The organism is Pseudoalteromonas sp. SR43-5 (assembly GCF_014163835.1).
Classification (GTDB): Bacteria; Pseudomonadota; Gammaproteobacteria; order Enterobacterales; family Alteromonadaceae; genus Pseudoalteromonas; species Pseudoalteromonas distincta.
Genome location: NZ_JACJEA010000002.1, coordinates 58,454 through 83,470, shown reverse-complemented (window position 1 = coordinate 83,470; position 25,017 = coordinate 58,454). Strand labels below are relative to the sequence as shown.

20 protein-coding genes and 1 pseudogene are annotated in these 25,017 nt (G+C 38.5%); 16 read left to right on the top strand and 5 right to left on the bottom strand.

Features of this window, described 5'->3' with window-relative positions; all coding sequences use genetic code 11:
* The first annotated feature begins 21 nt into the window (after positions 1-21).
* The 6 genes and pseudogenes from H5090_RS01810 to H5090_RS01785 all read left to right on the top strand — a co-directional run bounded on the left by H5090_RS01810 (position 22) and on the right by H5090_RS01785 (position 13,421).
* Positions 22-1,350: a lipopolysaccharide assembly protein LapB gene (locus tag H5090_RS01810; RefSeq protein ID WP_182694878.1), complete on the top strand. Its 1,329-nt coding sequence runs from the start codon at positions 22-24 to the stop codon at positions 1,348-1,350.
* A 296-nt stretch (positions 1,351-1,646) separates the two neighbouring features.
* Entirely contained in the window at positions 1,647-5,735 is a 4,089-nt protein-coding gene (locus H5090_RS01805; protein WP_182692813.1) for a hypothetical protein, read from the top strand.
* Positions 5,736-5,799: 64 nt separating this feature from the next.
* Entirely contained in the window at positions 5,800-8,496 is a 2,697-nt protein-coding gene (locus tag H5090_RS01800; RefSeq protein ID WP_182694877.1) for a TonB-dependent receptor domain-containing protein, read from the top strand.
* A gap of 203 nt (positions 8,497-8,699) precedes the next feature.
* Positions 8,700-9,839 carry an aspartate-semialdehyde dehydrogenase gene (gene asd / locus H5090_RS01795; RefSeq protein ID WP_004334779.1) on the top strand — a complete coding sequence of 380 codons (1,140 nt, stop codon included), beginning with the start codon at positions 8,700-8,702 and terminating at the stop codon, positions 9,837-9,839.
* Between the two features lie 338 nt (positions 9,840-10,177).
* Positions 10,178-12,067: pseudogene (locus tag H5090_RS01790) on the top strand (putative bifunctional diguanylate cyclase/phosphodiesterase).
* A gap of 229 nt (positions 12,068-12,296) precedes the next feature.
* On the top strand, positions 12,297-13,421 hold the full coding sequence (locus H5090_RS01785) for a DUF748 domain-containing protein (RefSeq protein ID WP_182694876.1): 1,125 nt from the start codon (positions 12,297-12,299) through the stop codon (positions 13,419-13,421).
* An 88-nt stretch (positions 13,422-13,509) separates the two neighbouring features.
* On the opposite strand, the gene H5090_RS01780 is transcribed toward H5090_RS01785, so the two are convergent.
* A complete protein-coding gene (locus H5090_RS01780; protein ID WP_182196261.1) occupies positions 13,510-14,319 on the bottom strand; it encodes an ion transporter in 810 nt (269 codons plus the stop codon).
* Positions 14,320-14,419: 100 nt separating this feature from the next.
* On the opposite strand from H5090_RS01780, the gene H5090_RS01775 reads away from it, so the two are divergent.
* The 5 genes from H5090_RS01775 to H5090_RS01755 all read left to right on the top strand — a co-directional run bounded on the left by H5090_RS01775 (position 14,420) and on the right by H5090_RS01755 (position 16,608).
* Positions 14,420-14,632, top strand: coding sequence for a hypothetical protein (locus H5090_RS01775; RefSeq protein ID WP_004334789.1), 213 nt, complete (start codon positions 14,420-14,422; stop codon positions 14,630-14,632).
* Between the two features lie 15 nt (positions 14,633-14,647).
* Positions 14,648-14,929 (top strand): hypothetical protein, encoded by a 282-nt coding sequence (locus H5090_RS01770; RefSeq protein ID WP_182694875.1) that lies wholly within the window; start codon positions 14,648-14,650, stop codon positions 14,927-14,929.
* Positions 14,930-14,997: 68 nt separating this feature from the next.
* Positions 14,998-15,189, top strand: coding sequence for a YwbE family protein (locus H5090_RS01765; RefSeq protein WP_004334795.1), 192 nt, complete (start codon positions 14,998-15,000; stop codon positions 15,187-15,189).
* On the top strand, positions 15,189-15,707 hold the full coding sequence (locus H5090_RS01760; RefSeq protein ID WP_024597581.1) for a DUF4240 domain-containing protein: 519 nt from the start codon (positions 15,189-15,191) through the stop codon (positions 15,705-15,707). Before H5090_RS01765 ends, H5090_RS01760 begins: the two co-directional genes overlap by 1 nt.
* A gap of 439 nt (positions 15,708-16,146) precedes the next feature.
* Positions 16,147-16,608, top strand: a complete 462-nt coding sequence (locus H5090_RS01755) for a hypothetical protein (protein ID WP_182694874.1) — start codon at positions 16,147-16,149, stop codon at positions 16,606-16,608.
* Positions 16,609-16,635: 27 nt separating this feature from the next.
* Here H5090_RS01755 and H5090_RS01750 read toward each other — a convergent pair whose 3' ends face one another.
* The 3 genes from H5090_RS01750 to H5090_RS01740 form a co-directional block, all read right to left on the bottom strand.
* Positions 16,636-17,895, bottom strand: coding sequence for a Y-family DNA polymerase (locus tag H5090_RS01750; RefSeq protein ID WP_024597582.1), 1,260 nt, complete (start codon positions 17,893-17,895; stop codon positions 16,636-16,638).
* The gene (locus H5090_RS01745) at positions 17,883-18,296 is read right to left on the bottom strand and encodes a S24 family peptidase (RefSeq protein ID WP_004334808.1); all 414 of its coding nucleotides are present in this window, start codon (positions 18,294-18,296) and stop codon (positions 17,883-17,885) included. The genes H5090_RS01750 and H5090_RS01745 overlap by 13 nt, the downstream gene beginning before the upstream one ends.
* 81 nt (positions 18,297-18,377) lie before the next feature.
* Positions 18,378-18,797 carry a MarR family winged helix-turn-helix transcriptional regulator gene (locus H5090_RS01740; RefSeq protein ID WP_004334811.1) on the bottom strand — a complete coding sequence of 140 codons (420 nt, stop codon included), beginning with the start codon at positions 18,795-18,797 and terminating at the stop codon, positions 18,378-18,380.
* Positions 18,798-19,001: 204 nt separating this feature from the next.
* On the opposite strand from H5090_RS01740, the gene H5090_RS01735 reads away from it, so the two are divergent.
* From H5090_RS01735 to H5090_RS01725, 3 genes are all read left to right on the top strand, one after another.
* Positions 19,002-19,745, top strand: a complete 744-nt coding sequence (locus H5090_RS01735) for a siderophore-interacting protein (protein WP_182694873.1) — start codon at positions 19,002-19,004, stop codon at positions 19,743-19,745.
* A 141-nt stretch (positions 19,746-19,886) separates the two neighbouring features.
* A complete protein-coding gene (locus tag H5090_RS01730) occupies positions 19,887-20,876 on the top strand; it encodes an LLM class flavin-dependent oxidoreductase (protein ID WP_024597585.1) in 990 nt (329 codons plus the stop codon).
* 284 nt (positions 20,877-21,160) lie between these two features.
* Positions 21,161-22,174 (top strand): patatin family protein, encoded by a 1,014-nt coding sequence (locus tag H5090_RS01725; RefSeq protein WP_182694872.1) that lies wholly within the window; start codon positions 21,161-21,163, stop codon positions 22,172-22,174.
* 200 nt (positions 22,175-22,374) lie between these two features.
* On the opposite strand, the gene H5090_RS01720 is transcribed toward H5090_RS01725, so the two are convergent.
* On the bottom strand, positions 22,375-22,806 hold the full coding sequence (locus H5090_RS01720; RefSeq protein WP_182694871.1) for an Lrp/AsnC family transcriptional regulator: 432 nt from the start codon (positions 22,804-22,806) through the stop codon (positions 22,375-22,377).
* Positions 22,807-22,978: 172 nt separating this feature from the next.
* On the opposite strand from H5090_RS01720, the gene H5090_RS01715 reads away from it, so the two are divergent.
* Positions 22,979-24,052 (top strand): ornithine cyclodeaminase, encoded by a 1,074-nt coding sequence (locus H5090_RS01715; RefSeq protein ID WP_182694870.1) that lies wholly within the window; start codon positions 22,979-22,981, stop codon positions 24,050-24,052.
* The gene (gene ctlX / locus H5090_RS01710) at positions 24,049-24,960 is read left to right on the top strand and encodes a citrulline utilization hydrolase CtlX (protein WP_182694869.1); all 912 of its coding nucleotides are present in this window, start codon (positions 24,049-24,051) and stop codon (positions 24,958-24,960) included. The genes H5090_RS01715 and ctlX overlap by 4 nt, the downstream gene beginning before the upstream one ends.
* The last annotated feature ends 57 nt before the right edge of the window (positions 24,961-25,017 follow it).

Below are 25,017 nucleotides of genomic sequence, written 5' to 3'. Positions count from 1 at the left end.
GGACAGAAATGCGAGGCGATTATGAAATTACTACCTACAGCTAAACTTTTAAAGTTAACACTATTTTGTACCGCTGCGATCAGTACAAGTATTGTTACACCAAGTGCTCTAAGCCTAATTCCAGGGCTACAAGTAGCTACGGCATATGCAGAGCAAGAACAAAAAACGAAACGTGTACCAGCACTACGTGAAAAGGTTTATAGCCAGCTTGCTCGTGCCCAAAAACTTGCAGACGATGGTGATGTTAAAGGTGGACTTGAAGCGCTTGATAGCATTCAAGAGCGAGCTGCAAGCATGAACTCGTACGAAGTGGCAATGATGCATAACTTTTACGGGTTTATTTATTACAACGAAAACGACTTACCAAAAGCGATTGCCTCGTTTGAAAAAGTGGTAGCAGAGGAAGCCATTCCTGAGTCACTTCGTTTAAGCACTACATTTAGCTTGGCTCAACTGGCTATGGCTAATAGTGATTACACTAAAGTTATCTCTTTTTTAGATGACTGGGACAGTATTAACACTCAGCCTAAAACAGAAGGCTATTACTTGTTAAGAGCCCAAACATACTATCAGTTAAAAGATTATAAAAAAGGGCTTGAGTACATATCTCAAGTGATTGCTTTAAGCGACAGCGAAGGCAAAATCCCTAAAGAAAACTGGTTAGTACTTCAGCGAGCAATGTATTACTCGCTTAATCAAACTGACAAAGTTGTTGAAGTGCTTGAGCGCATGGTAAAGCTTTATAATAAGCCTGAGTATTGGGTGCAGTTATCGGGTATGTATGGTGAAACAGGTAGGGAAAAACAACAGTTGGCGGTAATTGAAGCCGCTTACCAGCTAGGATTTTTAACCTCTAAATCTGATTTACGCCAATTAGCGCAAGTGTATTTATACAATGGTTTAGCGTTTAAAGCTGCAAAAGTGATGAGCGATGCCATTGATAAAGATATTGCTGAAAAAACAGCAAAAAACTACGCTTTTGTTGCCGAGGCGATGATCCAAGCTAAAGAAGATGAAAAATCTATTACCTACTTTGCAAAAGCTGCTGATTTATCTGAGCACGGTAAATACGATCAACGTTTAGCCGAAGTATTTGTTAACACAGAGCAATATGAAGAAGCCGCCGATGCAGCGCGTAAAGCACTTGATAAAGGTGGCCTTGATTTTGAATCAAATGCATTTGTTGCACTGGGTATGGCGCAGTACAACATGCAAAATTTTGATGCATCAATTTTAGCGTTTGAGCAGGCAGAAAAACATAAAAAATCTCAGCGTTTAGCACAGCAGTGGATCAAATATGTAAAGCGCGAAAAAGTGCATGCAGAAACACTTAGAACAGCTTTACTGTAAATTTTAAAGCGCTTTACTAATTAACAAGTAACGCGTGTAAAACCAGTTCATAATCGCAATACTAAAACCGCCTCAGGGCGGTTTTTATCGTCTCTAAAAGCATCCAATTATTTGATTTTAAATAAGTTACTTTTGTCATCTTATGGTTATTAAACTGTAACTACTTTGTCATAAGTCTCCCGTATTGTAACCGCAGCTAAACTCAAGTGACCTTAAAGCATTATTTAAGTGTTTTATGGTGACTTGAGTTTATTTGAGCACCTAAAAAATAATTAAATACTTTAACGGAGTGAACAATGAAATTATCTGACTTATTCAAAGTAAGTTTGATTGCAACTGCAGTATCTTTAGCTGGTTGTGGTGGAGACTTAGTAGTATCTGAAGGCGACACAACTATTAATGAAGGTGATACAGTAACTAACGTTATTGAAGGCGGTGACGATACAAGTGGTGAAACCTCATCACGTGATGATTCACAAAATGCTACCACTGGCTTTCCTACTGATATTGATAATGCACTAACTCAAGGTTTAGCAACTGATGTTTCTAGTGAGTTTACATCTATTACAGATAAGCCCGTATATCGCTTAGCTGCAGATACCGTGTTCACTACTGATGTATCGTTAACAAACGATGCACACTGGATCTTAAATGGCCGTACTGCGGTTGGTAATGATCGCGCAGATAACACCAAGCTTTATATTCAGCAAGGTACAACGATTATTGGCGAAACAGGAGATGACTTCCTAGTTGTTCGTCGCGGTTCACAAATTGAATCGGTAGGGACTGTAAGTCAGCCCATTACAATGACCTCAATTCAAGATGTTACAGCTCAAGAAACAACGATTGGTCAGTGGGGCGGTTTAGTATTATTAGGTAACGCGCCAGCAAATTCTTGCGGCGACCAAGAAGGTGAAGCAACAGCTGATGAACTTGCTAATTGTGGTGTGTCGGCTGAAGGTGATGCAGGTCAGTTTGGTGGCGATATCAGTGATGATAATTCAGGTACTTTAAAGTATGTACTTGTTAAGCAAGCCGGTAAAACGTTAGGTAATGGTGATGAGTTAAATGGTATTACGTTTGCCGGTGTTGGCTCTGCAACTACGGTTGATTATATTCAAGTACATGAAAATCTTGATGATGGTATTGAGTTCTTTGGTGGCACAGTTAATGTAAGCAATGTTGTACTTACAAATATTGGTGACGATTCGCTAGATTGGTCTTTTGGTTGGACGGGCTCAGCTACAAACGTTTATATTCAGCAAGCGGCTAACGTAGGCGATAACGCTATTGAAGCTGATAACTCTGAATTTGACTCAAGTGCAACACCATTAACACTACCTACTATTTCAAACGTTACAATTGTGGGTGCTGAGGGCAATAACGGCATTCGTTTACGTGCGGGTACTGCTGGGGTTCTTAAAAATGTATTTGTAACGGGCCCAGCTACTTATGAAAACTGCTTACGTGTAGGTTCTGATTCAGTACCTCGTGCAGAGGATGGCACACTTACGATTACAAACTCTATAGTTGCTTGTCAAACTGCAGCGAATAACTTTGGCAGCGAAGTTATTAACGGTGGCGATGTACAATCTTGGTTTGAAGGCCAAGACGCTAACCAAACACTTACCCCAGCTGATTTAATGCTAGATGACAACGGTTATACACCACTTGCTGGCTCGCCGCTTATTGCAAATACGCAAGTTGGTGCATTTGATGGCTCAACTAATTGGATGGAAGGTTGGACTGTTGGTATTAATGGTGGCTTCCCTACTGATATTGATAATGCGCTATCACAAGGTTTAGCATCAGATGTTTCTAGCGAATTTCCAGAAATTACAGATAAGCCAGTATATCGCTTAGCTGAAGATACAACGTTTACAGCGGATGTAACACTTACAAATGACGCACATTGGATTTTAAATGGCCGTACCGCAGTAGGTAATGACCGTGCAGACGCTACAACACTTTATGTTCAAGCAGGCACGACATTAATTGGTGAATCAGGTGATGACTTTTTAGTTGTTCGTCGTGGTTCGCAAATTAACGCAAATGGTAATGCAACTGCACCTATTACAATGACATCTATTGAAGATGTAACAGGCGCTGAAACAACAATTGGTCAATGGGGCGGTTTAGTACTTTTAGGTAATGCTCCTGCTAACTCGTGTGGCGATCAAACTGGCGAAACGACTGCTGAAGAACTTGCTAACTGTGGTGTATCAGCTGAAGGTGACGCTGGTCAGTTTGGTGGCGATATTAGCGATGATAACTCAGGTGTACTTCGTTATATTGTCGTTAAGCACGCAGGTAAAACTCTCGGTAACGGTGATGAGCTTAATGGTATTTCGTTTGCGGGTGTAGGCTCTGCAACAAAAGTAGAATATATCCAAGTTCATCAAAACCTTGATGATGGCGTTGAGTTTTTTGGTGGTACTGTAAATGTTCGTAACATAGTACTTACTGACATTGGTGATGATGCATTTGATTGGTCGTTTGGTTGGACAGGTCGTGCGCAAAATATTTATATTCAACAAAGTGCTGTTGGTGGTGATAACGCTATTGAAGCGGATAACTCAGAATTTGATTCAAATGCTACACCTTTAACAAAGCCACTAATTTCTAACGTAACAATTGTAGGTGCTGATGGTACTAACGGTGTTCGTTTACGTGCAGGTACAGCCGGCGTTCTTCGTAATGTAGTAATTACAGGGCCTGAAGGTTACTCAAACTGTTTACGTGTGGGTTCTGACTCTGTAGCAAATGCAGAATCTGGTGAGCTTTCTATTGAAAACTCAGTAGTGGCATGTAGTGAAGATAATAACTTTGGTAGTGAAGCAATTGGTGGTGGTAACGTTCAATCTTGGTTTGAAGGCCAAACAGGTAACCAAACGCTGACTGCTGCTGGCCTTAGTTTAGCAACCGATGGCTTTACACCTAAATCTAGCTCACCATTATTAGGTTCGGGTGTTGATTCGTCAGACCTTGATTCGTTCTTTACTAAAACAAATTATATTGGTGCGTTTGATGGCGATAATAACTGGATGGATGGTTGGACAGTCGCTATAACACCAAGTTTTCCTGATGATATTCAAAACGCCTTAGAGCAGGGTTTTGCTACTGATGTATCAGCGAGCTTTCCTGAAATCACAGACAAGCCAGTTTATCAGTTAACTTCTGATGTTGTATTCACTTCAGACGTAACATTAACTAACGATGCACATTGGATTCTAAAAGGCCGTACAGCCGTAGGTAATGACCGCGCTGATGAAACGACTTTATATGTTCAATTTGGTACTACGCTTATTGGCGAGTCGGGTGATGACTTTTTAGTTGTTCGCCGTGGTTCTAAAATAGAGGCCGTGGGCAGTGCAACTCAGCCAATTACTATGACGTCTATTGAAGATGTTACTGGTGGCGAAACGACTATTGGTCAATGGGGCGGTTTAGTGCTTTTAGGTAATGCACCGGCTAACTCGTGTGGCGATCAAGAAGGCGAAGCTACCGCTGATGAGCTTGCAAACTGTGGTGTGTCTGCTGAAGGTGATGCTGGTCAATTTGGTGGTAATGACCCAGAAGATAACTCAGGTACTTTAAAATACGTGGCAGTTAAACAAGCAGGTAAAACGCTAGGTAACGGAGATGAGTTAAACGGCATTACGCTTGCTGGTGTTGGTAGTCAAACAGAGCTTGATTACATTCACGTTCATGAAAACCTGGACGATGGTGTTGAATTTTTCGGTGGTACTGCAAACATCAGTCACCTTGTTTTAACTAATATTGGTGATGACTCACTAGATTGGTCATTTGGTTGGACGGGTAAAGCGCAATACGTACTTATCAAGCAAGCCGAATCAACAGGTGATAATGCAATTGAGGCGGATAACTCTGAGTTTGATTCAAGTGCAACACCACTCACAATGCCTACAATTTCTAATGTTACTATTATTGGTAATGTAGGGGTTAACGGTATACGTCTACGTGCAGGCACTGCGGGTATGCTTAAAAACGTGGTTGTGACAGGTGGGGCAGATTATTCAAATTGTTTACGTGTAGGTTCAGATTCAGCTCCTCGCGCAGAGGATGGTACATTAACTGTTACTCACTCAGTTGTTGCATGTGAAACGGCAAATAACTTTGGTACGCAAGCAATTGGTACTGGTAATGTTGAGTCTTGGTTCTTAGGCCAAACAGGTAACTCTGTGCAAGCAGCCACAGACCTTGGTTTAGCAGATAACGGATATATGCCTTCGGCTGAGTCATTACTGTTAGGTAATGGTTTTGATTCTTCAAGCCTAGATAGTTACTTTGATTCAGTAGATTACATTGGTGCAATGGATGCACAAACAGACTGGACAGCAGGTTGGGTTAAGGTAGGTCTTTAATCCAAACCACATTATAGCCGAGCGAAAGCTCGGCTAATGTCTTGTTTTGTTTCGGAGTATTAAAATGAAATCTTTTAAACCCTCTTCTCTTGTTCTATGTAAACTAAATTGCGCAGTTATGGCTGCAATTATGGGGCTATCAGTAAACACAGCTATAGCAGCCGAAGCCGAAGAGCAAGAAATAGAAGAAGTAGTTGCTGTTGGCCAGCGACTAAAAGGTAGTGCAGGCGCAGTACTACAAGAGCGTCAAAATCAGGCATTTGTTGCTGATATTATGGGTGCTGATCAAATATCACGCACAGGTGATGGCGATGCAGCTTCAGCGCTTCGTCGTGTGACTGGTTTAACCTTAGTCGATGGTAAATATATTTATGTTCGTGGTTTGGGTGAGCGTTATTCAAGTACCCAACTTAATAGCATGTATGTTCCAAGCCCAGATCCCACTCGATCAGTTGTTCCACTGGATTTATTTCCATCGGATATTATTGAAAGCTTAAGTGTGCAGAAATCGTTTTCTCCTGATATGCCAGCGCACTTTGGTGGTGGTAATGTAAATATACGCACCAAATCTATTCCTTCTGATTTTTTGTTTAAAATACAGTTAGGTACTTCATATAACACCTCTAACAGTGACACCGGTTATTTTTACAGTGGTGGTGATGATGATTGGATGGGGCGCGATGATGGTACACGTGCTTTACCTTCATTAATTTCTACAGCGCTTAAAAGTGATGCAGGACTTGAAGGTGACAGCAGTACTTCGCTTGAGCAGCGTCAAGCGCTCTTACAATCTCTAGATTGGCAAGTTGGACCTACTGAGAAAGACGTTGATCCAGGCATGAATTTTTCAGTAGCACTAGGTGATAGGTTTGAGTCTGAAGTAGGTACTTTTGGCGTTCTTGCAGCTGTTTCCTATGACAATGAATGGGAAGTAGTTAAAGAGCAAAGCGGTACAAATTTAGGTAGTTTGGGCTGCGAAGATAAATGTTTTGCACAAACTTATGATGGCATATCTACTGAACAAACCGTTCGTTGGAGTGGCACATTAAATTTAGGTTATGAATTTAATAATAACCATAAATTTGAACTAACGAATATAGCTCTGCATGATATGAGTGACAGAGTGCGTAATCGTGACTTTTTCGATGCTAACGAGTCAGAAGAAGGTGTTACTGAGTTACGCCGTGTTGACGTTATGTATGAAGAGCGTGAAATGTTCTCTACGCAGCTCAAAGGGACGCATAATTTTCCTGAATTAGAAAATTTATTTTTTGATTGGTATGCAGGTACAAGCCGCGCCAACAGGGATGCTCCAGGTGCGTTAGATGTTGTTTTTCAAACTAACTTAAATGATGGTGTATTTGAATCAGAGCAGTTACAAGATGTTGCTGCTACTAACGTAACGCGTGATTATCAAACTTTGCATGATGACGTAGATACGTATGGTTGGAATATGGGCATCCCGTTTTATGGTGATGGCTATGAGTTAGAGCTTAAGGTGGGTGGCGATTTTTCTGAAAAAAAACGTGATGCAAGTAATATTCAATTTGGTATTACGCACCGTGGTATAACAGATGAATATACATTTGGCTCAAACATAGACCAAATTTTTTCTGACGAAAATTTAGCTAATAGTGAGTTTTATACAAGTATTACAGGCTCTGGTATTTTTGATGATGGTACCGCAGATGGTGATAAGTACAGCGCTGCACATAAGTTAGACGCTTATTATTTTATGGCCGACTTTTTCTACGAAAACACATGGCGTATAACCGGTGGTATTCGTTGGGAAGACTTTTCTCAAATATCAGTGCCTTTTCAGGCTCATACTAATTTCTTTGATGGAACAATTGAAGAAGTGAGCGAAGTTGCAATAAAAGAAGATAACTTTTTTCCTTCTTTAGCAATTACTTATATTATGGATGAAGAAATGCAGTTTCGCTTAAACTTAAGTGAAACGACGATTCGCCCAGATATGCGTGATGTAAGCTCAACTTATTATGTTGACCCACTAACAGAGTTTTTAGTGCGAGGCTCGCCTACACTTCAAAGCTCTAAGCTAAAAAATGCTGACTTTAGGTTTGAGTGGTACATGCCTTCAGGAAACAATCTATCAGTTGCTTTGTTTTATAAAGATATTGAAAACCCAATTGAAATGGTTGAGTTAGCGGGTGTTGGTGGAGCTGCTCCGCAATTACTAACAGCAAATGCGCAGTCGGGTCAACTAACAGGTATTGAGGTAGACTTTTTAACTGACTTTAGTTTTATTCATAATGATTTATCTGCCATATTTTTATCAGGTAACGTTACTCTATCGGATTCAAGTGTTGAGCTTGGCATAAACGATGCTGATGGGGTTGATTCATTATTTGAACAACAACTAAAAGAGGCGCTTGAAGCTGACTCTGTTTCTAACATTGTTACTAATAATAAACGTCGTTTAGTTGGTCATTCTGAATGGGTAGCAAACTTACAAATGGGTTATGACTCTGCTGATGGTTTTCATTCTACTTCAGTTGTTTATAACGTGTTTGGGCCGCGCATAATTGTACCAGGTACGCGTGGTAACGAAGACGCAGAAGAAAAGTCATTTCATTCTCTTGATTTAGTTTATTCTTACTTCCCTAACTTTAATACTAAAGTTAATTTTAAAGTTAAAAATATACTTGGCCAAGAAAAAGAAATTGAACAAGAAAACTTAACACTTTGGCGTCAAGAAGAAGGCACTGAGTTTAGTTTAAGCTTTAGCTACGAGTTTTAATTTTCTACCCAAGGAAGGGGGATATAATAAAACCTAATTACCTATTAGCCCTGTATTTAATACAGGGCTTTTTTATGACTATGAAAAATATTTAAGTTCTACTTTATTCACTAGTTTTAGCGCGCTGGTGGTGTTATTTTGACGTTAATGAAAATTAAATCTCACCCAATGAATTTAATTTTTAATGTATTAAGGCATCTTTTATGAATCAAACAGTGGAACAAACAATGAAAAAAGTAGGATTAGTCGGTTGGCGTGGCATGGTTGGCTCTGTGTTATTAGAACGTATGCAGCAGCAAAGTGATTTTGCCCATATCGACACCACCTTTTTCACCACCTCACAAGCGGGTCAACTAGGCCCTGATATAGCAGGCGACGCAAAACCATTGCTAGATGCAAGTGACATTAGCGAACTTGCTAAAATGGATATTATTGTTACTTGCCAAGGCGGTGACTACACCAATGCGGTATATCCAAAATTACGCGAGTCGGGTTGGGATGGTTACTGGATTGATGCAGCTTCAGCACTGCGTATGAGTGAAGACAGCATAATAGTGCTAGATCCCGTAAACAAAGATGTTATTGAACAAGGCTTAGAGCAAGGCGTTAAAACGTTTGTTGGCGGTAACTGTACAGTATCGCTAATGCTACTTGCATTAGGCGGTTTATTTGAGCAAGACCTAATTGAATGGGTAAGCCCAATGACTTACCAAGCGGCCTCTGGTGCTGGTGCGCGAAATATGAAAGAGCTTATTGCACAAATGGGCGCTATTCATGCAAGTGTTGCCGAGCAATTAGATAACCCAAGTTCTGCTATTTTAGAAATTGATAAAATAGTCAGTGAAACAATGGCGTCAAAAGACTTACCACAAGACCAATTTGGTGTGCCATTAGCGGGCAGTTTAATCCCGTGGATTGACGTACCAATGCCAAGCGGTCAGTCTAAAGAAGAGTGGAAAGCACAGGTTGAAGCGAATAAAATTTTAGGCTCTTCTAAGCAACCAGTACCTATTGATGGTTTATGTGTACGTATTGGCGCTATGCGTTGTCATTCACAAGCGATGACCATTAAATTACGTGAAGATATTAGCGTAGAAAAAATTGAAGAAATTTTAGCGTCTCATAATGAGTGGGTTAAGGTAATTCCAAACGAGCGTGAAATTAGTGCCACAGATTTAACACCGGTTAAAGTAACGGGCACTTTAAGCATTCCTGTTGGGCGTATTCGTAAATTAGCGATGGGACCAAAATACATTAGCGCATTTACAGTAGGCGATCAGCTTTTATGGGGCGCGGCAGAGCCACTTCGTCGTATGTTACGCATAATTGTTGATGGTGAGTAATACCAATTCGCAATAATACTTAATCAATTTGAGGGGTTAAATCTGACGTTAACTACGTTAAATATTTCTGATATATAACAATTAAATAACGAAATTTTTGCCTTGTTATCGACACGATTTTCTTCCCTCAAAATAGATCACTTAATTAAGCGAATTGGTATAATATATAATCAGTATTAACAAAAGGGGTTGGCAATTTGCCAGCCCTTTTTAGTTTAATGGCTTATAAAACCGCTTAAGAGGCTAAAACAATACTTTTTTATGAATGTTCACTTTTGTTTATTATTGAACTTAAGTAAACTGTTTACATTGTGCAACAGCCTATTCAAGTAACATTAATGACCTCTCACACAAATAACTTTGCCAATAAGCGATTAGCATTTGTTAGCTCCTATTTTAGTTCTGCAATTGCTATAAACACGGTTGTTTCTTGTTTTCTTATTTTTAGCAGTATTAACCACAGCGCCTCGCAAGAAAAACTTTATTGGCTTTTTACGTTATCATTTATTTCATTACTTCGAATAGCAAGCCATGTATTTGTTAACAACACCCATGCTTTTAAATATCATCTGTATTTTATAGGTTTATTATTAACGGCTTTAACATGGGCTGCTTTTCCTATTTTGTTTTATGAAAACATGCAAATGCAGGAAAAATTTGTATCATTGGTTGTTTTTAGCTCCCTTGCTGGTGGAGGCGTTAATGTTTTAGCTTCAGATATTCGTTCCTCCTTGTCGTATATAACCTGCTTATTGGTTCCTTTTAGTATTTTATTACTTTTACAGCCTATTGAAGATGAGAATGTACTAGGTGTTTTAGGGCTCGTTTTATGGTTTATTTTGTGTTTTATAACGGCTTCACGTAGTGCAAAAGATGTAAAATCATCAATTAATAACGAACTTAAGTTAGATCAATTTATTGAAAACTTAGAAAACGAAGTGCAACTTCGTACCGAACAAATAATTTCTTTAGAGCAAAAAGACAACCTAACTAAATTGTTTAACAGGGGGAGCTTTGTTTCTAATGTTGAACTTGATTTAGCCAATCAAAATGATGATATTAAAGCTGTTTTATTTTTAGATATGGATGACTTTAAAATCATCAACGATAAATACGGTCACGATTTTGGTGATTTTGTACTGGCTCAAACAGGTAAACGATTAGTTGAAACACAAACCCAAGGCGGCTTTATTGCTTGTCGATGGGGAGGTGATGAGTTTATTTTTTATTCTCGCACTAACACCGAAGACGAACTTTTTGACTGTGTTTTTAGATTAGTTAAAACCTTAACGAAAACAGTAAGCATGGACAGCTATCAAGTAAATCCCTCTTTTAAGGTTGGGCTGTATTTTACGCGCGAAAATTTTAATCTTGCAGAGGCGATTAAATACGCTGATGTAGCTATGTATGAAGGTAAGAAAAGCCGTAATGAAATATCGGTATTTGACGAGCGAATGCATGAATCGCTTAAAAGAGAAGAAGTACTTCGCAGCTCAATTAAAGAGTGCGTAGAAAAAGGTGACTTTCATCTGTGCTATCAACCTATTGTTGATATAAGCACAAATGAAATAACTACGTTTGAAGTACTACTTCGTTGGCAGTTTAATGATGAATTTATTCCCCCTTCAGAATTTATAGATATTGCAGAGTGATATGGAAAAATTAATATACTCGGCGAATTTGTACTAGAGCAAGCTATTGCGAGCTTAAGTAGGCTAAATGCCGTAAATAGTAATATTGGATTGTCGATTAATGTGTCGGTGTTGCAACTAGAAAACCATAACTTTTTAGATTTTTTAGTTGCGCTTTTAAATAGATACGCAGTTAAACCATACAATGTGCATTTAGAAATAACAGAAACGGTCATGATTAAAAATTTACCGTATTTGTCTAAAGTGATTACGGCCATAAAAAATACTGGAGTGCGTATTTCTATTGATGACTTTGGTACTGGGTTTTCTTCTATATCGGTTTTAAAAGAGCTATCAGTTGATTACATTAAAATAGACAAATCTTATATTGATAATATTTGTGAGTGCTCAAAAGATAAAAGTATTGTATCTGCTGTAACTAACATGTCGCATATGATTGGTTGCCAAGTAATAGCAGAGGGCGTAGAAAACTCCGCTCAGTTAACGTTATTACAAAGCTTAGAAATTGATAAATACCAAGGTTTTATATTCAGTAAACCAGTTAGATTTGATCAAGCACTATCCTTGATATATTAAAGGTACTCGCTTTTTTTATTTAGCTAAGCATTGCTGGATAAACCCAATTTTTTGTAGCAATTTTAAATTGGTATAACCTTTGCTGTTAATACTTAAATTAGCCACTTTAACTTCACTTAGGCTATTAGCGATGTATTTTAAATACGATTTACGTAGTGTTGTTACAATTTTGCGTAATTCTTACATGTTTAAAATGCTCATTTGAAAGTATTAGGTAAAGGAAATTACAATGAGCTCGGTTTCTAATGTATTTCATAGCAAATGGTTTAACTCATTTGCGGTTATTTTATTAGTCCTTATTATTGCCAGAATAGCCGCACCTTATGCGCTTCAGCAGTACGTAAATTATCAGCTAAAACATACGCAAGGTGTTACGGGGCATGTTGGTGATGTAGATTTGTTTTTATATCGCGGTGCCTACGCGATTGACGACGTTGAAATTTACGCTGTTGATGCAACTTCAGCTCCTAAGCCTTTACTGAGTATTCAAACTCTCGATTTTTCACTTGCGTGGTCAGCCCTTTTAAAAGGGAATTTAGTCACAAATATGGCTTTTACGCGTCCTGAGATAGTTATTTACGATAAAGACCCCAATGCTTCTGAGCAAAATCAACAAGTAAAAGATGAAACCACTTGGGTGGGGCTGGCGAATGACTTAGTACTGTTTTCTATTGATACCTTAACAATTGAGCAAGGCAAGTTAACCTTAGTTAACTCAACGAATAGTGGTGAAAAACCCACTTTTATATCAAATATCAACGCTCGAATTGAAAATATAACCAACGCGCAAAACCTATCAAAAACACTAGTGACTACTCTAAGCGTAGAAGGTGCATTAATGGGGGAGGCCGCATTAAAGTTTGATGGCAAATTAGATCCCTTTAGCAAACAAGCCAATTTTGATTTTAACGCAGAGGTACAGCGTTTCTCTGTTAAAAACCTCGATACTGTATTTAAGGTATACACGCCTTTTGATATTGAAGCGGGTGGCATTGATGGCGCTATGGAATTGGTGGCTAAAGACAATAACTTAAATGGTTATGTAAAAGCGGGCGTTCAAAACTTGAGTGTGTTCTCGTGGCGCGAAGATATAGAAAAAGATGACGATGGAATATTTACGGCCATATTTGAAGGCAGTGTTGATTTACTGGGCTCTATACTCGAAAACGATGAGTCTAAACTTGTTGCTGCACGTATCCCTATAGAGGGGCAATTAGATAATACGGATGTTTCGACTTTTCAAGCTGTGATTTCGGTATTAGAAAACGCATTTTTTGATGCGTTTAAAATGAAAGTAGATAACGTTATTTCTTTTGAAGATACGGATGAAAAATCTGATAACGAGGAGAATTAAAGCTCTTTGGTAATGTTCGTTTTAGTTAAATACTTAAGCTGCACCCACTTTTTAAACTTTAAGTGGGTGCTTTAGTACTTTTCTCAGATTAGTTTTTGCGGTTACTCAATAGCTCTTTAAGCTCAGCAATTTGGGATTGTAGTTCGTTTACTTGCCCTTGCGTTGCAGGTAATGAGCTGTCGTCTGCGAGCTCTTCTCGCGCTTTGCGGTGCTCTTCACTCATTACTTCTAAAATGGCACCTACCATCATGTTTAAAAACACAAATGCAGTTAAGAATATAAACGTAAGGTAATAAATCCAGCTTAATTCGTACACCGCCATTGTTTCGTACATTATGTCGGTCCAATCTTCAAACGTGGCTATTCTAAACAAAGTTAGCATTGAAATGGATACGTCTTGCCAAAGAACAGGGTTGATTTCAGCAAACATCATGCTACCCATTGCAGCGTATATATAAAAAATAACAAACATTAACAGGGCTATATAACCCATTTGTGGAATGGCTTTAAGCAATGAGTTAACCAATAAGCGCAGCTCTGGGATCATCGAAACCAATCGTAACACTCTAAATATGCGCAACAGCCTAGCTATTAACATTGTAGAGCCAGCAGCAGGGTATAAACTGCCCAATACTATGATAGTGTCAAATATATTCCATCCCTTAGAAAAGAAGTCTTTAATGCCTTTGCTTGCAACAAAGCGAATTATTAGTTCAATTAAAAAGAATGCAGTAATGCCAACATCCATCCAATTTAGAGCAAGCTCTACGGTAGGATGTAGTGAGTAAGTGTGTGCACCTACTGTAAGGGCAGAAACAATAATTACAGCTATAACAAATGATTGAAATATCTTGCTTTTGTCTATACGCTGAAACAACTTTTGTAACTGCGACATCATAGTAATAGATCCTTTGGATATTAAGATTTTATGGCGCTAATATACAATAGTATCGTAATAATTTAACGCTTTTTCGATATAGAAAGTGTAAGGAAATTTAATGTTTATCAATAAACTAAAAAGCAGCGCATTACTTATTATTGGATCATGTGTTTTGGCTGGTTGCAGCTCTGATGCACGTTTTCATGAATTACAATCGGCGCGCCTTGATGAGTGTAACTATAAAGCTGACAAAGAATATTACGAATGCCTAGATAAACAAGACTCTAACTACGAAGAGTTTAAAAAACAGCAACAAGCCCAGACTAAATAAGTAACCTTTATATTTATGACTAAAACTCAAAAACAGCGCGATAAGCAAATTCGCTTAGCGCTTACTAATGCATGCGAAGCAATAAAAGAAATGGTAATTGGTTTTGATTATCTAACGCATACAGGTGATTTAAATAACGAAGTAAACACGTTAAAAGTACAATGTTACTTTATTGATGAGATAGCCCGTGAAGATGCAAAACCGCAACTTGATGAGTTAACGCAGATTATACTTAGCCAGCTAGCAGCTATTAAGTTGAACGTAAAACCAGCACACATCTCATTTTTAGCCAATTAACAGCGGTTTAGTTGGTATGACATCACATGGACGTTATAATTAGATAAATTATTTTTAGGGTTTAAATTATGGCTGTTCCTTCGCGTTCGCAAATTTCACCAGGTACCACAGTAAATATTGTATTAAAAGAAGATCAACGCAGCGGCACATTAACTGAGGGTGTGGTTGAGCGCCTTTTAACAAAATCACCAAACCACCCACACGGTATTAAAGTACGTTTAGAAGATGGTCAAGTTGGCCGAGTAAAAGAGATTTTATAATGGCAACGTTAACAGAGCAGGCTTTTTGGGATTTAGTAACAACGCCTGATTTAGGGCTCGATCCGCAAAGTGTGAGCGATAACCTAAAAAACAAACTGAATGATTTAAGCGATCAGCACCTTATTGATTTTGATAAGCACTTTGGCATACATATGCGTAAATGTTTTACCTGGGATTTGTTTGGTGCCGCCTTTGTGATGGCTGGATGTAATGACGATTACGGTTTTAGCGAGTTTAGATGTTGGTTAATTTCGCGTGGTAAAACAGTTTTCGAAAACGCTTTAGAAAATGCTGATTCGTTAGCGCAGTGTACACCTGTTTATTACTTAAATGAGCAGCCTTACCCGTATATTGATGAGTATGATTTAATAGCCGGTTTATTATTTGAAGAACGCAGCGAAGACGAATTACCGTTTATTCCATCAGGCAGCGATGAACCCAAAGGCAAACGTTTTAAAGACAAACCTAAGTTTTTAAAGCAAAGCTACCCTTTATTATTTGCAAAGTACTGGCAATAAAATAAATAGTAATTTGTGCGCTATTTAAACAATTTAATGAGTTTAATTTCCCTACAAGTAAGCGCATTGATATAAATCGTTTTGTTGTTTAAGTACGTATTAACTAAAGTACTTAACAGCAAAATGGTTTGTAATGCAGTATCTAGGATGAATCTTTGTGGATTTAAATGTGTTCAATCTAAGGGATTTATTTGTGGCACGAGGTTTGTAACCTAATGGGATCGGTAATTGCTCTTGCGTTATCTTACTGGCTTACACACATGTAAGAATCAGTAATAGTCGAGCAAAACTCCCTTAGCTGCTCGTGTCTTAGTTCCTGAATACGACTTCTCTCCTTTTATAGTAAATCTCTGTTATAGTTGTTAAAAGTTATAAAAGCTAAGTGATTAGGCATTTTGCTATTATTTAACACGCTGACTCACGAGGATACACCCACGAAATGAAATATTTAACACTCGCTTTATTAACTGTCGCTTTTACAAGTGCAAATGCTTTTTCTGAGCCGAGTAATAAAACACGATTTATACCGCTTTTAAAGTCAAAATTAGGTGCCTACGAAGTTGTGTCGAGCAACTCAGGGTTATGCGTTAACAGCAATTTGAGTTTTACAGATGAAAGTGATTTAAGTGCTGGTTTTAAACTTGGTGAGCAAATTGTATTTGGATCGCTCCACAATGGTACCCGAACCATTAAAAAACCAAACTTTTGCTTTATAACCAGCACGCTTAAATATAAAAGTGATGGCCTTGAAAACGGCTTAAGAATGAGCCGTTGTGAAAGCCCTGCAAACGAAAAAACAATCAGTCAAAGTATCAAATTTTTAGCTGATAACACACTCAAATACACATTGAGCGAACCCAATGTAGAGTGCACATTTAAAAAAGCAGATGAGAGTAAATAAAGCATCTAGTAAGTAGTAAGTAGCAAATCATTCGCAGTATATTTTAGGGATATCGCGCCAACGCGTAGTGTACTGCGGCGACAAAAAATCACGGTTCATGTGCCACCGGTCATTTAATTTACTACTTGCAAGGCTTAGCATTCCTTTTCCGTATCGATTGTTAATTGTGTCTAAGCATTGCATAAGTTTAGGATTATCAGGGCTTTTATTAAATAAGTCATTTTGCTGAAACTGTTCTGATATTAGCTCTACCGCACCCACACCACATTTATAAAACCGTATACCGGGTTGGTAAATCTTATTAAATACCTCAGATACAGCATTAGCCATCACGCAGGTGTCGTTAGTGGGTGAGGGGAACTTATACACAAAAGACTTTTTATAATATTTATTTTCGTGCGCGCCACTGGCTGCAAAAATATAAAGCTGGTGAGTGAGCGAGTGTTGCGCTCTTAATTTATTAGCCACTGTGGTTACATGGTTAATTAGCGCTGTTTTAAGTGCTGTTGGCTCACATATGCGCTCTCCAAAACTACGGGTTGAATAAATCTCCCGCTTATCTTGTCGTACATCATCCCAGTTTAAACATGTTATCCCGTTAAGCTCGCTTACTGTGCGTTCAACAACCACACTAAATGCACGGCGCATTGCTCTAGGGTTTTGCTGAGCAAGATCCCAGGCGGTGTGTATATTCATTATTTTAAGTTTTTTAGCTAGCCGCCGGCCTATCCCCCACACATCTTCGCAGCTCATTCTTTGTAAAATAGCTTGGCGAGTTTGTTCGCTATTTATTACTGCTACACCATTAAAACCACTGAGCTTTTTAGCAGCATGGTTAGCGGCTTTTGCTAAAGTAGGGGTCGGGCCAAAACCAACACCTACAGGTAGCTTTGTTTCGCGCCATACTGTGCGCCTTATTGTATGACCGTATTCATGCCAGTCTTTAATTAATGATGTGTAGCCATCAAAGTGCAAAAACGATTCATCAATACTGTATATGTGCTGTGTATCGCAAAAGCGAGCGATGATATTCATCATTTTGTCGCTTAAATCAGCATAAAGCTCGTAATTGCTAGAGCGAATAACAACGTTGTTTTGCTCAAGTAAATGCTTAACTTTAAAGTACGGGCCAAATTTAGGAATATTTAAGCGCCGAGCAATAGGGCAAATAGCGCATACACAGCCATCGTTATTGGTAAGTACAACCACGGGTTTTGATCGAATAGCAGGGTCGAATACTTTTTCGGCACTGGCATAAAATGACACAGCATCAACTAAGGCATACATTTTAGTAACTCTGGGCTTTGCCTGTGCATTCTTATTGATAGCGTTACTACGCCTTCGAGCTGAAACTCGTCTGCAGAGGTGAGTTGTACAGGCTTATGTAAAGAAGAAGCTGAAAGCAGCCGCGCATTGGTTTTATCAAGCAGCTTACATACAAAAAGACCATTTAAGTTAGCAACAATAACGTCACCATTTTCTGCAGGCTCTGCACGGTCGATAACTAATAAGTCCCCTTCAAAAATTCCGACTTCTTGCATAGAGTTACCCGATGCTAGGCCAATAAAGGTAGCATTTGGGTGCTTTATTAAAAGCTCATCAAGGGTTACACCTAGCTCGGTGTACTGCGCTGCGGGCGATTCAAAACCACACACGCCTGCTTCTATATAAATGGGAATGACAAACATAACACAACCTAAAACGCATATACTGTATAAGTGTACAGTATATGCGTTTTGTGTAAGTTATGCCAAGAAATGTATAACCGATCAATCCATATTTTTGATCATTTGCTGTGCGATATCTAAAAAGTCTTTGATTTGCTGAGGGTTTAAGTTTTTACACATTTGATTATTTATTTTCTGCTCTGAGGCTAATAACTTATCAAAAAGAACTTTACCTTGCTCTGTGAGCGACAAAATAAAGCAGCGCTTATCGTGCTCACTTGCCTGTTTATTTATTAAATTTAAGCCAATAAGATCTTTAATTAAACGTGCTATTTGCGCTTTGTCGCGCTGCGTTTTAGTAACAATATCGTTAGCCGTACAGTTATTTACGTTCGCAATAATATGTATGCAGCGTACGTGCATAGCATTAATACCAAGTTCGCCTGCGTTAATTGCTTCACGAATTGTGACGCGGTAATTTTGCATCAATTCAAACAGCGTATTTGATAAAGGTGTATTCATAAAACTCTCAATGTAGTTGACAAAGTCAATTAATTTGTTATAGTTGATTTTATCAACCAATGGGGCGTTGTGCAATGTCTGCTTTTATAGTAGCCAATTATTATACCAATCTGCTTATATATGGGGTCTATTTAATTTGTTAAATTGATCAAAGATTTATGCAAGTTGGTATTAAAGTCCAAGTTTTGTAAAACGAGGTAATGCATGGGTAAACAAATTCGCAAAGCTAACATATTAAGTACGCAGCAAATCACACCACATCTACAACGCATTGTTGTAGGCTCTGATGATTTTAACGACTTAACCTCACAGCACATTGGTAACTATGTAAAAGTACTGATCCCAAAAAATGGTGAAGTAGATTTTAACTTAAAAACAGCGTGTATGCGATCTTACACAATAAGGCATGTAGATGCACAAACAGGCGCGTTAACACTTGATTTTGTTATAAATATGCACCAAGGTCCGGCAACTGACTGGGCTAAAATTGCAAAAGTAGGTGATGAGGTAGGTATTGCAGGCCCAGGCCCTAAAAAGCTAGATAATTATGGGCATTCGCATTATGTGTTGCTAGGAGATTTAACATCGGTAAATGCAATAAAGGGGTATATACAGCAATTACCTTTATTTTCAAAAATTGATGCCTTTGTACATGTACCCACCGAAAAAGACATTATTGATTTAGAAACAAGCCGCGATGTTAATTGGCTTGTTACCGACAATGCTGACGAAGCGCTACTTAGCGCGCTTCAAAATTTGCACATTACAGCAGAGCCTCCCATTGTATTTATGGCATTGGAAGCTGGGCTTGTGCGTAAAGCAAAGACATTCTTAACAGAGCAATTTAATATACCACGTGGTAATATTGTTTCCTCAGGGTATTGGAAAAAAGGCGTGGATTCAGAAGGCTATAAAAAGCTGCGCCAACGTGATGCACAGCTTGCTTGAATACCTTAGAGCAAAATAACATATACCTATTTTGCTCTAATACCACTGCGTAACTTGAATTGACCTAATAGCAGACCCATTTAAGTGTTTTATGCTAATGATGTAATACATTGTTAGCATGCATTTTTAGGAGCTGCTATTTTGTTGAATTCCATTCCTTTTTCATTATTAGAACTTGCCCCCATGATCAAAGGGGACAGCGTTACTAACACTCTTCATAAAAGTACTAAATACGCTCAACGTGCTGATGAGCTTGGCTTTAACCGTTTTTGGCTTGCTGAGCATCATAATATGCCAGGTATAATTTGTGCGGCCACTTCAATTTTGGTTGGTCACATTGCAGGTAATACCAAAAAGATACGCGTTGGGTCAGGCGGTATTATGCTGCCAAACCACTCCCCATTAGTTGTTGCTGAACAATTTGGTACATTAGAGAGCTTATATCCAGGGCGAATAGATTTAGGGCTAGGGCGTGCCCCAGGTAGCGATCCTGTAACGAGTCGTGCATTAAACAACGATATGAGCCGCGCAGAAAATTTCCCAGGTGAGGTAACTGAACTGCAAACATTGTTAGGTCCTTACAATGGTACGCACCTTATACGTGCTATACCGGGGGAGGACACAAACGTTCCGATTTGGTTATTAGGCTCGAGTTTATTTAGCGCGCAACTAGCGGCGCAAAAAGGGTTACCGTATGTATTTGCAGGGCATTTTGCACCGCGCTTTGTGCACGATGCAATAGCGTTGTATAAGCGCGAATTTAAAGCATCAAGCGTACTTGATAAGCCATACGTAATGCTTGCACTGCCTTTAGTGGCTGCAGATACCGACGATGAAGCGCAATATTTATCGACTACTTCTAAGCAACGTGTACTCGAACTTATACGCGGTAATGAGCTGTGGCTAAAACCGCCTGTTGAAAGCATGGACGGGTTATGGAGCGAACAAGAGCGCGCTCATGTAGAGAACTTTTTAAGTCTAAGCGTAGTAGGCGGACATGTAAGTATTAAACACAAGTTAGAGATGATAGCTAAACAGCTAGAAGTTGATGAGTTTATATTTACCAATGATGTATTCGATAGTGAAAAACGCCACCGTGCACTCGAAATTTTAATGGAAATAAAACACTAAAATATAGTTAGTTAAGCAAGCGTACACTCTGGGCTTGTTAAGATTATAGACATCATCAAAAGTTAAACTTTTATAACTCATTTTATTAACTTTAAGTGATGTCTGTATTTGTTATTTAAATATTCAAAGTAAATTTGATTGCTATTTTTAGTAAATATTTTGCTTTATATACCGTTCTGTTTTTTCAATTGAACTGATTTAAACAATCAATTTTAAGATATCACTTTTGTTTTTTATAATGTAGCTATTAAACCAGACATCATAAAATTAAAGGCAGGTACACCGTGAACTCTCTAAACACCGCAACAGCTAATTCAGTTAACAAAACAGCGCAGCCAAAAGTTGCTCTGATTGCTGAAGGTGGCGGGCAGCGAGGGATATTCACAGCTGGCGTACTTGATGCTTGGTTAGAGCAAAGCTATGACCCTTTTGATTTATTCATTGGTACTTCAGCGGGTTCGCAAAACTTAACTAGCTACTTAGCGCGCCAAAAAGGCTACGCTAAACGCCTGATCAGAGGGCTTTCGCGTAATAAGCGTTTTTTTCAGCTTGGTCGTGGATTAGTGGGTAAGCATATAGTTGATTTAGATTGGTACTTTGACAAAACCACTGAAGTAAACAGAGCTATAGATTTCAAAACAGCGAAAACTAGTTTAGGTGAGCGTGAACTACTTATAACAGCCACAAATGCACGAGATAGAAAAGCTTATTACTTATCGCCTACAGGTGATAGTGGTCAATGGCGTGATTTGTTAAAGGCTTCTAGCGCACTTCCGTTTTTATACAAACAAGGTGTAAAGTTAACACCTTGGTTAAACGCAAAAGCAGCGAATGAAACACATCTTGTTGAAGAACAAGCACAGAGCGATTTTTATCTAGATGGCGGTTTAGCAGCACCACTTCCCGTGCGTGAAGCTTACAACCGAGGTGCACGTAAAATTGTTGTAATAAGAACGGTTGACGCTAATTTTCAAGCGCAATCTGCATGGGTACAAAAGCTAAGAACATTTGCTATAGCATCAGGCTATTGTCCAAAAACATTGGACTACTTAATACAGCACGAGAAAGCGTATTTAGATGAGCTTGAGTTTATTGCAAATCCACCAAGTGATGTGGAAATAATACAAATTTTTGCAGACGAAAAACTGCATAGCAAATTATTAGGTAGTTCAAATAACGATTTACGTTTTGATCATAAATTAGGCTTAGCTGCAGGTCGGTCTTATTTAGCGCAGCAAAGCCAATTTGAGATCAGCAATACGCATAACTACCCACAAAGCGAGTATCGTTACAATTAAGCAAATTGGATACCCAAATCATGAATAATACTGCGACTTAAAGTTGCAGTAATATTTATTTAAATGCCTTTTATTTAAATGACACCCACCCTAATTTGTACATTTATTAACCCCTGGATTCTAATTGGGAGTGCCTTGTGAATACTTAAAACATTATAAATGGGTGTCATTTAAGTATTCTTTTAAATATTAAAAATAACTTAAGTTGATGAAAGTAATATGCTTGTTTCACTATTTAAAATACCGTCAATTTCGCGTACTTGCCTTAGCACTCCATCAAACTCACTTAAATTTCCAGCTTGTAGTTCTGCAACTAAATCCCATGCACCATTGGTGGTGTGTAATTTTATAAGCTCGGGTATTCCGCGCATTGTTTTAATTACTTGTGAGGTAGATTTACCAACGACTTCTATCATCATAATTGCGCGCACAGCTTCTGTTTCTATGTGTTCGTGAACGCGTACAGTAAACCCTAATATTGCGCCTGAGCTAACTAATCTGTCTAACCTATTTTGAACTGTCCCGCGTGATACATTTAAAGAACCGGCTAAAGCTGAAACCGAAGCGCGGCCGTCTTTTCGTAATTCAGCTATCAAAGCATTATCAAGAGAGTCATAAATATAAGGAGTCATAAATCAAACCTTTAAAAGAAGTTACTGACCAAAATACATAAATTGTACATAACTGCATAGCAAAGTGATAAAAATTAATAAAGTTTGTATAATTAATTGCCATATTAAATAGCACATAGCCTCGCTAAACTTGTTTTAAATTAACTAATACATTTATTCAAGAGGTTTCAGCATGAGTCATTTTATAGCACAGCCAAAACAAGGCGTTCCATTTGTTAGCGTTCAGGCAATGGTTAAGCTTATAAATAGCTTAGGGGTCGAAAACGTTTTGCTAGATCTAACACATAAATTAGAAACCGACTTTGCCCGTTGGACTGAGTTTGATAAGTCACCTCGCTATGCAGCACACTCACCAGAGGGTGTAATAGAGCTAATGCCAGTGAGTGATGGCCAAATGTTCAGCTGTAAATATGTAAATGGTCACCCAAAAAACACCTTTAGAGAACTTCAAACAGTCGCTGCATTTGGTATTTTAGCCGATGTAGATAGTGGCTATCCGGTTATGATAAGCGAAATGTGTTTACTAACAGCACTACGTACAGCCGCAACTTCTGCAATGGTAGCTAAATATTTAGCACCTAAAAACTCAACAACCCTTACTTTAATAGGCAACGGTGCTCAATCAGAGTTTCAGGCACTCGCTTTTAAAGCGGTACTAGGTATTACGCATATTCGTTTATACGATATAGATAAAAGCGCCTCTAAAAAAGCATTTGCTAATTTAAGTGCATGCGGGTTAAACGTGATTATTTGTAATAGTGTACAAGAGGCAGTAAAAGGGGTAGATATTATCACTACCTGTACTGCTGATAAAACTAACGCCACTATTTTAACAAATGACATGATCCCACAAGGTGTGCACATTAATGCCATAGGTGGTGATTGCCCAGGTAAAACAGAGTTAGATGCTAGATTGCTTGAGCGTGCTAATGTATTTGTTGAATACGAGCCACAAACTCGAATAGAGGGCGAAATACAACAAATGAGTGAAAGCTTTTTTGTAACTGAGTTTCATAAAGTCGTTAATAAGCAATCGCTTGGCCGTACTAGCCAAGACGAATTAACTATTTTTGATGGTGTAGGCTTTGCGAGCGAAGACTTTACAGCGCTTGTATTTATACGCGATCAACTTATTAAAAGCGGTGAATTTACATTGCTCGATTTAATTACACAGCAAGCCGATCCGCGCAACTTGTTTTCGGTACTTAATACAGAGCAAACATCAGCACAAGAGCACGTAGCATGAGCCACGTAAATCAAGCTCCGAGTGCGGTTGTTATGGTACGTCCGCATCACTTTACGTCTAACCCACAAACAATGCTCGACAATGCATTTCAAAGTGAATGCTTAGCACCAAATCAAAGTGAACAAGCATATAGCGAAGTCACAAATGCAGTAAAATTATTAAAAAATGAAGGGGTAAAAGTTCACCTTTTTGAAGATGAGCAAACACAGACTCCCGACTCTGTGTTTCCAAATAATTGGTTTTCTACTCATCAAAGTGGGGAATTAATAATCTACCCAATGTTTGTAGAAAACAGAAGGTTAGAATATCGAAAAGATATTATTGATTTTTTAACGGATCACTATAAAGTGACGGTTGTGACTGATTATGCGCATTTATCGAAAGAAAATTCATTCCTAGAAGGCACGGGCTCACTGGTTCTCGATCATCAATATAAACTGGCTTATGCAGCAAAATCTAAAAGAACAACTCAATCGGTTGTTAATACAGTTTGTAATTTGCTCGCATTAAAACCCGTTATATTTAATGCATATGATGAAAAAGGTACAGCGGTATATCACACTAATGTATTAATGTGCGTTGCAACTGAGTTTGTAATGGTTGGCTTAAACATGGTGCCAAGTGAGGAGCGTAAAGCGCTAGTTACTCATTTTTTACAAAGCCACCACGAAGTAATTGATTTATCACTCGATCAAATTAATCAATTTTGTGGTAACGCCATAGAGTTACAAGGTGACAATGGCCGTATTTTAGCGTTATCGCAAACAGCATTTAATGCGCTCACAACAGCACAAATAGCAGCCATACAAAAAACGGCTAAGCTTGTACCGTTACCGATTCCTACCATTGAGTCGGCTGGTGGATCAGTTAGATGCATGATTGCAGGAGTTCATTTGCAAAACAAATAATGTATAGTTTTAAGGCAGCAAAAAGTATGGCTGCCTTATTCGTCCAAAATTTAAGTC